We start from the raw sequence: 12,428 nt of genomic DNA, 5'->3' as shown, positions 1-12,428 counted from the left end.
TGTGCTTGCTGCGTTGCAGCCGGCCTTTCCGTTATATTTCAACAAATTACAAAATTAAACAACTCACAGGTAAGGAGACTGATTTCCCTTGAATGTATTGCATCTCTCGCCCGCCCTGCGCGGAACCGACCTTTCGCTTCTGACAATCGACGCCATGGAATTATACCGTTATGACTGCAAGAAAATTGCGCACCGCTACCCTGAGTTTGATTCCTATTGCAACTGCGGACTGCTCAAAATCACAAGTCATGGCATCGTGGGTTGGGCTGAGTATCATATACCGGATGGCCAGAAACATTTTGATCTTATTACTTGGGGATCTGTATTCCGTAAGCTCAAAGGAAAAACGATGGCGGAAGCCGCTAAATGGATTGATTGCAAGCAGGAAGCATGGGGAGAGGTTCGCACCTCACTGGTGCAGTCTGCCCTGGCCGATCTGGCGGCCCGCGCCCAGACTCCTGCCGAGCGTATGCCGGCAGCCCATTCTCTTGAGCGCTCTATATTGTTTGACTATGCCCAGGCGTATTTTGCCTTTTAAATAAGGGGAACCTGATTCTGTATGGAAATCTGTACAGAACGGGGGAGTTCCCTGTGGAAATGAATCCCGTCACGCCATTTGAGCCTGTGAGCACAGCTGTTCTGCCACAAGGGCCGGAATGGACTGCCCAGGTCAAATGGGATGGTGTTCGCATGCTTATCTATAGCGATGGACAACAGGTACGTCTGATAAACCGCAAGCATAACGAGCGGACCTTACAGTATCCAGAGCTGCTGAATCCTGCTGACTACTGTCTCGCCTCCTCTTTCATTCTGGACGGAGAGCTGGTTGCGTGGCAGGAAGGCAAGCCCTCCTTTCATGAAATCATGAAGAGAGACAGCCTGCGCAAATCGCAAAGCATTATGGCTGCCGTCCCCCGTGTGCCGGTCACTTATATGGTCTTTGATCTCCTGTATCTGAACGGAAATTGGGTCATGGAGCGTCCGCTGTCCGAGCGCCAGCAGCTGCTGCAGCAGATCATTCGTCCGCAGAGTCAGGTACAACTCGTACACGATTTTCCGGATGGAGAATCCTTGTTCAAAGCCATCGAGCAGCAGGGAATGGAAGGTGTCATCTGCAAAAGGCTGGACAGTCCCTATGTGCTTAGCGGTAAAGACAAGCGATGGCAGAAAAAGAAGATCAGCCGCGATCTGTATGCCGTCATTGGCGGAGTCACCTACCGGGACGGGATGGTGAACGCTCTGCTGCTCGGTCTCTACGGCGATGAGGATCAGCTTATCTATATCGGGCATGCCGGTGCAGGACGGTTCACCGTTCGCGATTGGCGTAATCTGACCGAAATGGTCGAACTCATGAAGACCCCGCACCGCCCTTTCAGCAATATTCCGGAACGCAGCAAAGACGCTGTCTGGCTGAAGCCGGAGATAAGTGTGAAGGTCAGCTATCTGGAGTGGACACCCGGCGGTACCATGCGGCACCCGGGGCTGGAAAGTCTCTCTCCGCATGTTAAGCCGCAGGATTGCCGAATCGACCAGGTTTAGTACGAACGCAAAAGCACCTTGTCCGAGATCGCATTACGGTCTCAGGGCAAGGTGCCTTTTCGTATCGTTTGTCGATATAACTTTTTTGGGGTCAATCGGACCCGAATGCCTTCAGTTTCTGAATCAGATCCGCCGCAGCCTGATCCGTGAACCGAAGCTTCCCGCATTCCTGTACAATCCGCCCCTCCCGGATGCGCTGATCCAGCCAGTCAGTGATCCAAGCCGGAGCATATCCGCCCTGACCGAATCCTCCGCCGAAGGCAATCATTTTGGAGTAGATATCCAGATAGTGCTGGCGGCTTGTATCAGGGTAAGATCTGGTGTACAGCCAGAACTGCACATCATACATTAGACAGGAAAGCTCATCCGCATGAAAAGAAAAGTGTCCCTTCTCCTCTACGACCTGTCTACAAATCCGGCGAATTCGGGCTTCAATCTGGTCGATCTCCGTCACGGATTCGCACAGCTCGGTGAGCAGCGGCGAAAATTGTCCTTCGTTCACCCTGCGCAGATCCTCTTTCTTATCTTCTTCAGATGTATCGTACGCTTCTTCTGTAACCAGTCCGCGGATGAATTCTTCGAAGTTCCCGGCCAGAAACGTAATCTCATAACCCGCTTCCTGATCAACATGAATGACCTCCGGCTCACCTTCCCTGCCGCATGCACGGTAGTCAAGCATTACAATATCGTGGCCAGCCGAAGGGCAGTCACAGATCATGACACCGATATCCGGGTATCCCCAATCCTCGATCATAAAGCGGCTGCCCATATCTCCGCAGAGCGAGTAGCTTTTATCCCGCCCGATGCCCAGCATACCTGAGATTGCAATATGATCCTCTGCCCAGGAAGTCGCCTCTTCGGTTGGAAAGCAGGTCGCCTTAGGTATCCCTCCGTTCCGCTGCTTCATCAAGGCAATGTAAGAGGCCGGAAGCTTATATCCCAGCTCTTCTTCAACCGAGGCAATCATTGCATCGGTGAGAGGTTCCGATTCATAAGCCTTTCCGGCATATTCACTGTCCTCCCAGAAATCCGAGAGATCCATACCCGCCAGAGGCTCTCGCTCTGCAGAAGAATTCTCCCGGGAAGCTGCTTGTCTGGCCGCTCTTCTCGCTGCCTCTCTATGCTGCTTATCAGCTCCGCTCCGGCTCCACTCCAGCAGTTCCTCGACAGTCTCATCCCCAGGCTCAAGGAGATTCGCTTTGCTGAAGGCCTGTATTGCTTCCTCATACCTTTTCAGATAATAAAGTCCATAGCCCCTGCGGTAATGCCATTTGGCATCCCCTTCTCCTTCCCTGGATACACGGTCCAGCTGCACCACAGCTTCTTCATATTGCCCCACATTGTTGTAAGCACGGCCCAGCTCACTGACAACCTCATAATCCTGTTCTGCCTCCGGCATTGCCAGAATGGTGTCAATAATTTGCTGATGGTCGTCCTCTTCATACCACTTCGTGAATTGCTCCCTCAGCTTCTCGTTCATAGCGGCCTAATACCTCCTGATTTAAATCTTTATGGATAATGTTTCTATTTTCCCTATTATACCAAAATATAAAATAAAACAAGTGTTCGCTTTATCTTGACAATAGATTCCAGATTCGGTAGAGTAAAAACTGAAATTGAGATTTGACATGTATCTTATTGTGGAGGAAGCACCTCACAGAAGAGCCCAGGCTCTCGCTGTGTGGTGCTTTTTTATTTTCCATTGATAGGGACATAGGGTCAGACTATTTTCCAAAAAGAACTAAGGGAGAGGATTTTATGAGAAAGTCAAAATGGATGATCATCTTCACCTGCTTTATCCTGATGGCAGGCGGTATATTCACAGCTTCGCCGCCAGCTGATGCCGCGGAGCGCGACAGCTCTCTAAGCAGCATGGATAAGCTGTTCGACAGCCTCCAAGCGCTGGAGATCGCCAACAAAATCCAGAATCAGCGAACCGTTGAGCTTCGCCGCAGTAATGATCAATCTGCCAAGTCGGTGCGCGAAGCCGTCAAGCAGATTGGCGCCGTGCAGATCAAACAGCTGGAGAACAGCTGGAAGCAGGCGCAGGCCCGCTATGCCCCGCTTCTGTCCCAATATGCAGCTCTGCAGAAACAGTTGAAGGAGGCACGAGCACGCAAGGACAAGAAGAGCGTTACGACATTGTCGCTGCAGATTAACAGTATAAAGCCCTCCGTTGATGCGGCCCGGCTAGAGATCAGGAATAGACGTGCAGCTTTGACTGCAGCCAAGAATACAGCAGCGGCTCAGGCCAAGCCGATCCAGACGATGCTCAGTACTATTACAACCATCCGTAAAGATATACAGACTGAGAAAAAGCACATATCAGGATATAAAAAAAGCATCACCGCCGGGACCAAAGTTTTCAATCAGGCCGTAAAACGGGGGGATGCCATAACTGCACTCGCACAGCTCACTCGTTCGTACACTCTGCTGCAGCAGGTGGCAGCCAGCCAGCAGAAAGTACATGTCTGGGAACAGAAGATCACCGGTGTGATTCAAGACTGCCGTTCTCGATTGCCTAAGTAATCTGAAATAAGAAACAGACTGGTGGCTTGCATGCTCTTCTGCATGCAAGCCACCAGTCTGTGTCACTCATTAAATTTTGAATCCTTTTACCGTATCATTAAGACGATTCACACTTTCCTTCACCTGAACAGATTGCTTCGTTACCTCAGAGGACTGGTCTGCAGAAGCCAGCATATTCTCTGCAATATGCTGTGTCGAGACTGCCGATTCCACACTGGCTGTCGCAATCTCATTAGCCGCTCTGGCTACGTTCTGCACGGAGGCATCTACCTCTCGCAGCGTAGCTTCCAGACTGTTCGACAGCTGTGTAAACGAAGTGGTATCACTATAATACTGCTCTGCCGTCTGCTCCAGCCGCTGATAATCCTCACGAACCTGCGTCTCCAGAAATCGGAGGAGCTCTTGTGAGCTGGCGGATAGCTTGGCTACAGAATCGATAACGGTCAGCGTAACTCCCTGAATTTCAGCTACTGCATTCTGGGACCCATCTGCCAGCTTCCGGATTTCATCGGCAACTACGGCAAAGCCTCTTCCTGATTCTCCTGCGCGTGCAGCTTCAATGGAGGCATTCAGGGCAAGCAGATTTGTCTGCTCCGTGATTTCCATAATAGACTGGGAGAGGACGCCAATTTGTTCCACGGCCTTGGACTGTTCGAGCGCTTCGGTCAAATGTACTTTGTTCTCCTGGTAGATCTGTGCGGCCGTTTGGCGTGAGGAAACAGCTTCCTGCTTCAGGATTTGTGCTTTTTGACTAGAGGTATAAGCCGCTTCCGAACCGGACTTAGCTTCAGCGGAGACCATAGTGATCGCCTGTTGAATTTCTGAGGCTGATCGCTTCATCTCATCGGTATATGCCGAGGTCTCTTCCATGGCAGCCGACAGTTCTTCCACCGTTGCCGATACCTCCCGGACCTTTTCATCCAGTGCAATCATATTGTTATTGCTCTTGTCACTCAGCAGGTGAATCTGTCCTGATTCTTTAACAATACCGCTGATAATTTCTTTGGTCGCAACTCCCATTTGTTGAATAGAGCGGCCGATCTGTGAAATTTCGTTATTATCCTGCTGAATCCGCGGGTCGAGCTCGGCGGTCAGATCCCCATTGGTCATGTGCTCACTGTACAGCATAACCATCTTCATTCTGCTGCGAAGGTTGCGGATCGTCATGAACGATAATACCAGCAGCGCCAAAATACAGGCAGCCGAAGCTATCATCAGGATCGTTTTCTTCAGTTGAAGGTCTGTCTGGGTGTCATAATACAAATCGGAAGATAGTTTATTGTTGTACTCAGATATTTTAGTGATTTGTTCAACGATAGCCGTGCTTTCTTTGTTAATTCTTCCGCGCTCATCATTATCATATTGGCCTGTATCCTTCTTGACGGCCATGATAGCTTCAATATCCTGATAATATGTACCCATCTTGGACTCCAGATCCGCGAACATCGCCTGCTCGCTGGCATCCAGCTTTCTCTGAGCGAAATTATCAAGACCTTTTGTAACAAGCCCTTTTCCTTTTTGTACCTGCTGATACTGCTTGTCTGTATATTGGGCAGAATCTAAAATTTTGGTGTAATTGGCTCTCATATTGTAGAAGTTGGCCTTCAGATCGAGAATGTTCGTCTGGTGAAGAAAGCGGTCAGTATAAAGACTGCCTTGTCGCTCAATAGCAGTCTGAAAGCCAAAAATACCAATTCCGGATACGAGGATCAATACCGCCAGACTTATACTGATCATCGTGATGACACTGGTTGTGATTTTAAAGCCATGCCGTTTTGGTTTTGTTGATTTCTCTGCTTCTTTTCTCTGGTTTGGTTGATTTTCCTGCATAATCATATTTCCCCCTTGATGCTTATCATACCGTTGTCACTCCGTTTCCCCGCTTGCGTCCGAGCTGTAGGTTTCCTTTCTGTTCAGCTTACACTCAAACAGTCCTGCACGCCGCCTGCTCTTCATACGGAGTATCAAGGGGATGCAATGACCATCACTTCAATCGAATGACAGCATTCGACATTTGGAGTGTTGATCATTATATCGTAACAAATATGACTTTTGTTTATAGCTGACAAGAGATTCATTACATATAACGAACTTCTTGTTATTTGCATTTTTATGCAAAAAAAAAAAAAAAACCGCAGCCTGGGGCTGCGGTTCGCAACAACAATTTCTTCAGTTCAACCAAATCGGTATGTCCAGAACCGTTCTGTTCCGAATCTTTCCTGTACTTCACGGTCATTTGCTGTTTTCTTGCCCAGATCCAGCTGCCACTGAGAGCGGTGAGCTTGGATAGAGCCGATCTTTTGTTTGACAAAAGCTCGAACATCACGCACCACATCCGGCTTGCCCAGAATATCCTCGCAGCCTTTCGAGAAGGCAACTCCATGCACTTCCGGTCTCTCATCAACAGGAAGCTTGGCCACGGCACGGACGACGGCCGCACCTGTAGCATCATGATCCGGATGTACGCTGTATCCTGGATAGAAAGTCATGATAAGTGAAGGCTTCAGTTCTTCAATGAGCGCCAGAATCGGAGCCTCCACGTCCTCATCTTTCTCAAACTCAACCATTTTGTCATGAAAACCGAGCAATCGCAGGTCTGTAATACCGATGGAACGGCAGGACTCAAGCAGCTCCAGCTTACGTATACCAGGAAGGGTAATCCGATTGGCGAACAGCGGTCTGCCCATATTGCGCGCCATCTGTCCCAAGGTCAGGCAGGCATAGGTAACCGGTACACCTTCCGAGATAAATTTAGCGAGTGAACCGGACATGCTGTGGCACTCGTCATCCGGGTGAGGGAGCACGACCAGTATATGTCTATGTTTGTCCATATCACAGTTCCTCCTTGCCGTATTGGAATGGCTCACGGCTCAGCTGCAGAGAAACGACCAGCTTACCGTCCTGGTCATGACCTGCAAGAATCAGGCGCTCCTGATCCTGATCTTCCCAATGCGTCAAGCCTTCGGAGAAGACCCAGCCTTCCTCCATCTTCAATCCAACCCGGTAGGGACCGCGGCCGGAGATGGCACCGTGGGAATATCTGATTTTTCCGTTGCTAATGAATGTGGAGGCAGCGTGACGCTGCACATCCGTATGGGCAGCATAGGCGCCCGAAGTCAATTCAAGATGAAGATAGATGTCCTGGTCCTTGAGTAGGTCCAGCATCCTTTGTATTTCACTTGGCATGATCAGCTGCATCTTCATTCCTCCTATATCAACGTCACACCCGAAGGGTGAATCATTTAACGGGATTAAGACCCTGCTCATTATTATAGCACTAATATCCCAAAAGACAGCATCTGCGTGAATCCGTCTGCACAACACACAAAACTTGAACAAAAAAGAATAAACGCATCCGTCCCAAATATAAGAATTCCCTCAAGACTCTGATACAATAACTCAGGAAGATATATGTATTTTTCTTATTCCCAGGAGGTCGAATGATAATGTCCCATGAGTATAATCAGGCAAATGTTGACCGCTTTCTCGGATTTCAGGATGAATATGACCGCAATCGCCCTAAAGCACCTCTGCTTGTCACTCAGCTACTGTCCAATTATACAGGAGGCCGCCCCAGCCTGGTCGTTGATATCGGCTGCGGGACCGGGTTATCTACATTTGCCTGGCAAGGAAAGGCAGACCGTATTATCGGCGTGGAACCCAGCAGCGACATGATCGGTAAGGCGAGAACAAAACTGCTGGACTATGCCGGGTCACAGATTACCTTTGTTCAAGGCTACTCGCATCAGCTCGATTTGCCGGCAGGTTCAGCAGATATCATCACCTGCTCCCAGTCCTTTCACTGGATGGAGCCGCAGTCTACGCTGAACGAAGCCGCACGGGTCCTGCGTGAAGGCGGCATCTTCGCCGCCTATGACTGTGACTGGCCTCCGGTGCTGCAATGGGATGTCGAAGCTGCTTACAGCCAGCTGATCCAGAAGGCCGACAGGCTGGCAGCCGAGCTCGCAGAGCCTTCCGCCCGTGCGAGCAAACGGGATAAGGAACAGCACCTTCTTCATATTCAGGAGAGCGGTTTATTCCGATACTGCCGGGAAATCGTCTTTCATAATACAGAGCCTTGTAACGCAGAACGGTATATCGGAATTCTGCTCAGCCAAGGCGGGCTGCAAAGTGCGCTGAAGCTGGGCACCCAGGCGCTTGATGAGGATCTGCAGTATTTTCGTGGACTGGTTGAACAAGCCTTCCAGGAACGCACGCTGGATATCCTATTCAGCTACCGGATGAGGCTCGGGATCAAATAATTATTGCTATTCGCCCATTAGGGTGAGCCTTTTTAATTTAACTTCGGCTGCTTCCGGAGGGTCAATACGTATGCCGTCAATTCGCGCAAGTTGATCCGGGATGCAGAGGAACAACTGCACTTCTCCTTCCTGGACCGGTATGGCTGCACTCCACTTCTCACTGTATCCTTCATTTGGCGGCATCACGTAAACTTGAACCTGACCTGTATGACTTGATTTCAAATCAATCCTTATATATTTGTAATGCGATCGCTGAAGTGCGGCGGGCACTGGAAAAGCAATACCCGGGTCCCCTCGCCCAGTTAGGAGCTCCAACTCGTGGTTAATCCCTTTTCCCCATTCAAATCTTTCGAATAAGTTACGTTGTCAGAACCAAATGGTATGTCAGCTGCAGCTTGAAGTGTCTCTTTGGGCGGGTTATCCATAAGTCGAATTCCTGTCCAGTCCGGAGATGCAGAAAGATGAACAATAATCAGATCATGCATCTTGGCAACAGCCCCCTCTTCCGGCCATACCGGCAAATTGGCAGCGAGCGCCGTACCCTCGGCCTTCTGTTCCTCTGTAGGAACGTTAAAGGAATATCCAAGTGCATGCATGAAATCCTGTATTCGAAGCTGACTCCCCCCATCCCATTCAAAAAATGAATATCCCAACACTTCCTGTTTTTTAATTCCATGATGTTCAGCTTGAATGTGACTACCCACGTAAACTACCGGTTCCTGTGGAACTTCACCAAGATTAAGATTGTTCACTTTCGAACTGATCTGGCGGGCCAGGCTCACATCCTCCTGATAGCGGTTATAGTCACCGTAGAACAATTGGGCTACTGCATTGGACTGGTGAAATACAGCGAATGCAGCCAACGTCAGTATTATCCTGTGGAGGAATGGAAGCCGAATAATTGAGTACACCATGATCCAAACCGACGCTACGAGAAGCGACCACACAAAATTACCACGTATCGGCACAACCGTTCCCAATAAAATGTACAGCACAAAAGGCATCAGTATAAATGCTGTAAGACATACCGCCAGCAGTCCGGCATTCCCTTCGTTACGGCCACTTATAAGTCTCCATATGTAATAGATCAAGAGTGCTGCACTCGCCAGAATACTTGGCAGCAGCAGAAAACTCCCATAAATCACTTTCCCTGTGAATAAACTTGTAAAGTATGTAATTAAGCGATGAATGATCACGCTGGGATCTTCTTTACCCCATGCCATAAAGTTCTCAATGTAGCCAGAAGCCGGGACAAACCATTGGATGGTATAATCAGCTGCTTTGTATATTATCAGACTCCCTCCGGCAGCTGCTGCATTCCTTATCACCATATGTAAAAATTGCTTATAACCCATTGCTTTCTTTTGTTGATCTTGTTTCATAAGGTACAGGATCATATGAATGATTAATCCCATGACGAATGCTGGCAGAAAAGCTTGATATACTGACGTTGCCAATGCGGCTAGAAGAAGCCCTGAGTAAAAATAACCCCAGCCCGCTTGCCGTACCGCCCATCTAAAAGTAAACAGAACAGCCAGGGCTGCAGCGACCCAGCCAATACCCAGCTCAAAACTCATCATAGAAAAACCGACATTCTCAGCATGAACAGGGAATGTCACAAATAAAAGCACAGCTATTAAACCTGCAGCATCCATTCGTTGATCATCCCTATAACTTCTTGTCGTATGGAAGCTGTATCCCCACACAAGGCCCGATATGGAGAGCAAAGTTACAGCCAACAGTGTGCTTGTTACGGAATTGGTGTTCCAAAAATTAAAAATATCCTTCAGTAACGTAATCCCAAAGCGCCCTTGTCCGCTCCAGCTGTACTGCGAGCCCAATTCCAGGGCAACTTCTTCATCAATTGACAAGGTGTAGTGCGTCATTGCAAAACCATACGCGAACAAGACTGCGAATACCAGTAATCCGACGGTCCAAATGTTCATTCGTACATAATAATAGAAACTTCTAATCTCGTTTTGTAATCTACTACGATCCTGATCCTGAACCATCTAACCAACCTTCCCTTAATGCTGTTTACAATCTTTAACAGAATAACTCATCCTAACGGACACCTCAATCCAAATAAAGGAAAAATAAATCAGCTATTATATAGAAAAAGACTGCCTCGAACACCTTAACGGCATTCGCGGCAGTCCTTGTGGTTACATATCCTATACTTATAGCTTGTTGAATGCTTCAGTCAGGACAGGAACGATTTGGGACTTACGGGATACAACACCCTTCAGCTCCACTTTGTTGTCTGTCAGCTGTACATTGTATGCTTGTTCTACTACGGCAGCCTGGGAACCCAGAGCAAGACCGATGGAGCTGCTGTTCACAATGTCTGTGACTACAAACAGGAACAGATCCAGGTTTTTCTCCGCCACCACCTTGGACAAAGCATCTTCCAGTTCAGCCTGACGGGACAGCACATCATTGGTATCGACCGCGTTAACCTGAGCAATCTCAACTTTGTGCCCGTTCAGGGAGAATTCTTTGGCATCCAGTGTAATCAGCTGTTCAATGGAATGTTGGCTCAGGTCAGCGCCTGCCTTCAGCATATCGAAGCCGTACTTGTCCGCATCGACACCAGCAATCTCAGCCAGCTCTCGGGCCGCAGCCACATCCTGCTCTGTGCAGGTCGGGGATTTGAACAGCAGGGAGTCCGACACAATCGCAGACAGCATTAGACCCGCGATTTCCTTCGGAATTTCTACGCCGTTCTCTTTATACAATTTATTCAAAATCGTAGCCGTGCATCCGACTGGCTCGGCACGATAGTACAGCGGATGGGCCGTTTCAAAGTTCGCGATGCGGTGATGGTCGATAACTTCAGTTACACGCACCTGATCGATATCGTCTGCGCTTTGCTGGCGTTCATTGTGGTCCACCAGGATCACCGTGTCGGTCTCTTCCGATACGTTCTGCACCAGACGTGGCGCAGCCACCTTGAAGTAATCCAGGGCGTACTGGGTTTCGCCGTTTACTTCGCCCAGGCGTACCGCTTCTGCATCAACGCCAAGTTTTTGTTTGAGCACAGCATAAGCGATTGCAGAGGTAATCGTGTCTGTATCCGGATTTTTGTGTCCGAAAATCAAAGTTTTTCCCATTTCTTCGGCTCCTTTTTCATCTTAGTAGTAGTAGTCAGGGACCAATAGAATTTTGTGATTCTATCAATCCCGTATTCTCGATTAAACCCATAGCGATTATAACATTAATTGTACAGGCGTGGAATCGGAGCTTAAGTATGTTTGCAGCAAATAAAAACTAAAAAGAACATCTGCATAAAGCAGATGCTCTCTGATCCAATCCATTACACCTGGTGAATTCCCTGCAGGCGTGCAAGCTTATCAGGATAATCTGTAATAATCCCCGCTACCCCGGCCTGCAGCAGACTTTTCATTTCCTCTTCCTGATTGACTGTCCACGGATGGTAAACCAAGCCTGATACTGCCGCTTCCCGTACCCATTCAGGCTGAACCGCTTTGCTGTAAGCATGCAGTGCTGTGGCTCCCAATGACAGGGCGTAATCCCAGGGACGGTACAAACCTTCTATATATAAAATACCGGTCCGGATCTCAGGCGCCAGCTGATGACAACGCACGAGCGAGTAATGATTAAAGCTCGAAATAACAACCTGTTCCTCAAGACCGCGGCTGCGGACCGCTTCAATTACTAATTCCTCCATTCCGTCATAAGGAATCATGCTGTTCTTCAGCTCAAGATTAAGGATCACGCTGTTTTGCGAAGCAAGGTCCAGCAGTTCTTCCAGAAGGGGAATATGTGCACCCTGGAATTCTTCTCCAAACCAAGATCCAGCATCAAGTTGACGCAGCTCTTTAGCCGTCAACTCCTGTACCATCCTGTCACTGCCTGCCGTTCTTTTCAGATTTTCATCATGGATCAGTACCAGCTTTCCATCCTTAGTCAGCTGCACATCCGTTTCAATACCGGTGGCTCCCAGCTGCAGAGCATGCTCAAAAGCTTCCATAGTATTTTCCGGGCAATAACCAGATGCTCCTCTGTGGGCAAAGTTAACCACTCTGTTCATGGCCAATCCCTCCTGGGATAACAATTATTTAAATGCTATCTCCT

Annotated in this window: 12 protein-coding genes; 4 read left to right on the top strand and 8 right to left on the bottom strand. The window is 48.8% G+C overall.

All coding sequences use genetic code 11. The features are described from left to right. Positions 1–88: 88 nt before the first annotated feature. A complete protein-coding gene (locus tag Q5741_RS17640; RefSeq protein ID WP_305025440.1) occupies positions 89–538 on the top strand; it encodes a hypothetical protein in 450 nt (149 codons plus the stop codon). 59 nt (positions 539–597) lie between these two features. After that, the gene (locus Q5741_RS17635) at positions 598–1,539 is read left to right on the top strand and encodes an ATP-dependent DNA ligase (protein ID WP_345784169.1); all 942 of its coding nucleotides are present in this window, start codon (positions 598–600) and stop codon (positions 1,537–1,539) included. A gap of 91 nt (positions 1,540–1,630) precedes the next feature. On the opposite strand, the gene Q5741_RS17630 is transcribed toward Q5741_RS17635, so the two are convergent. Further along, positions 1,631–3,019: an SMI1/KNR4 family protein gene (locus Q5741_RS17630; RefSeq protein ID WP_305025438.1), complete on the bottom strand. Its 1,389-nt coding sequence runs from the start codon at positions 3,017–3,019 to the stop codon at positions 1,631–1,633. A 278-nt stretch (positions 3,020–3,297) separates the two neighbouring features. On the opposite strand from Q5741_RS17630, the gene Q5741_RS17625 reads away from it, so the two are divergent. Continuing rightward, entirely contained in the window at positions 3,298–4,068 is a 771-nt protein-coding gene (locus tag Q5741_RS17625) for a hypothetical protein (protein ID WP_305025437.1), read from the top strand. 69 nt (positions 4,069–4,137) lie between these two features. On the opposite strand, the gene Q5741_RS17620 is transcribed toward Q5741_RS17625, so the two are convergent. The 3 genes from Q5741_RS17620 to Q5741_RS17610 all read right to left on the bottom strand — a co-directional run bounded on the left by Q5741_RS17620 (position 4,138) and on the right by Q5741_RS17610 (position 7,266). After that, positions 4,138–5,898 (bottom strand): methyl-accepting chemotaxis protein, encoded by a 1,761-nt coding sequence (locus Q5741_RS17620; protein WP_305025436.1) that lies wholly within the window; start codon positions 5,896–5,898, stop codon positions 4,138–4,140. Between the two features lie 344 nt (positions 5,899–6,242). Beyond that, on the bottom strand, positions 6,243–6,899 hold the full coding sequence (bshB2, locus tag Q5741_RS17615; protein WP_305025435.1) for a bacillithiol biosynthesis deacetylase BshB2: 657 nt from the start codon (positions 6,897–6,899) through the stop codon (positions 6,243–6,245). A gap of 1 nt (position 6,900) precedes the next feature. After that, positions 6,901–7,266, bottom strand: a complete 366-nt coding sequence (locus tag Q5741_RS17610; RefSeq protein WP_305025434.1) for a YojF family protein — start codon at positions 7,264–7,266, stop codon at positions 6,901–6,903. A gap of 248 nt (positions 7,267–7,514) precedes the next feature. Here Q5741_RS17610 and Q5741_RS17605 point away from each other — a divergent pair, with 248 nt between their 5' ends. Further along, positions 7,515–8,330: a class I SAM-dependent methyltransferase gene (locus Q5741_RS17605; RefSeq protein ID WP_305025433.1), complete on the top strand. Its 816-nt coding sequence runs from the start codon at positions 7,515–7,517 to the stop codon at positions 8,328–8,330. Positions 8,331–8,336: 6 nt separating this feature from the next. On the opposite strand, the gene Q5741_RS17600 is transcribed toward Q5741_RS17605, so the two are convergent. The 4 genes from Q5741_RS17600 to Q5741_RS17585 form a co-directional block, all read right to left on the bottom strand. After that, complete coding sequence (locus Q5741_RS17600) at positions 8,337–8,552, bottom strand: hypothetical protein (RefSeq protein ID WP_305025432.1); 216 nt, start codon at positions 8,550–8,552, stop codon at positions 8,337–8,339. A gap of 80 nt (positions 8,553–8,632) precedes the next feature. Then, a complete protein-coding gene (locus tag Q5741_RS17595) occupies positions 8,633–10,276 on the bottom strand; it encodes a glucosyltransferase domain-containing protein (protein ID WP_305025431.1) in 1,644 nt (547 codons plus the stop codon). Between the two features lie 234 nt (positions 10,277–10,510). Next, a complete protein-coding gene (locus Q5741_RS17590; protein ID WP_305025430.1) occupies positions 10,511–11,443 on the bottom strand; it encodes a manganese-dependent inorganic pyrophosphatase in 933 nt (310 codons plus the stop codon). A 203-nt stretch (positions 11,444–11,646) separates the two neighbouring features. Further along, entirely contained in the window at positions 11,647–12,384 is a 738-nt protein-coding gene (locus Q5741_RS17585; protein ID WP_305025429.1) for a glycerophosphodiester phosphodiesterase, read from the bottom strand. Positions 12,385–12,428 lie beyond the last annotated feature (44 nt).

Origin of the sequence: Paenibacillus lacisoli (assembly GCF_030580655.1) — a bacterium.
Lineage (GTDB): Bacteria > Bacillota > Bacilli > Paenibacillales > Paenibacillaceae > Paenibacillus > Paenibacillus lacisoli.
Note: the sequence above shows the minus strand (reverse complement) of the source record. Positions and strands in the feature narration are given on the sequence as shown.

What these genes read in the sequence shown, in the direction of transcription:
- Q5741_RS17635 (WP_345784169.1), top strand. Translation starts at nt 598, where the DNA reads ATGAATCCCGTCACGCCATTTGAGCCTGTGAGCACAGCTGTTCTGCCA.
- Q5741_RS17630 (WP_305025438.1), bottom strand. Translation starts at nt 3,019, where the DNA reads ATGAACGAGAAGCTGAGGGAGCAATTCACGAAGTGGTATGAAGAGGAC.
- Q5741_RS17625 (WP_305025437.1), top strand. Translation starts at nt 3,298, where the DNA reads ATGAGAAAGTCAAAATGGATGATCATCTTCACCTGCTTTATCCTGATG.
- Q5741_RS17620 (WP_305025436.1), bottom strand. Translation starts at nt 5,898, where the DNA reads ATGCAGGAAAATCAACCAAACCAGAGAAAAGAAGCAGAGAAATCAACA.
- bshB2 (WP_305025435.1), bottom strand. Translation starts at nt 6,899, where the DNA reads ATGGACAAACATAGACATATACTGGTCGTGCTCCCTCACCCGGATGAC.
- Q5741_RS17610 (WP_305025434.1), bottom strand. Translation starts at nt 7,266, where the DNA reads ATGCAGCTGATCATGCCAAGTGAAATACAAAGGATGCTGGACCTACTC.
- Q5741_RS17605 (WP_305025433.1), top strand. Translation starts at nt 7,515, where the DNA reads ATGTCCCATGAGTATAATCAGGCAAATGTTGACCGCTTTCTCGGATTT.
- Q5741_RS17595 (WP_305025431.1), bottom strand. Translation starts at nt 10,276, where the DNA reads ATGAACATTTGGACCGTCGGATTACTGGTATTCGCAGTCTTGTTCGCG.
- Q5741_RS17590 (WP_305025430.1), bottom strand. Translation starts at nt 11,443, where the DNA reads ATGGGAAAAACTTTGATTTTCGGACACAAAAATCCGGATACAGACACG.
- Q5741_RS17585 (WP_305025429.1), bottom strand. Translation starts at nt 12,384, where the DNA reads ATGAACAGAGTGGTTAACTTTGCCCACAGAGGAGCATCTGGTTATTGC.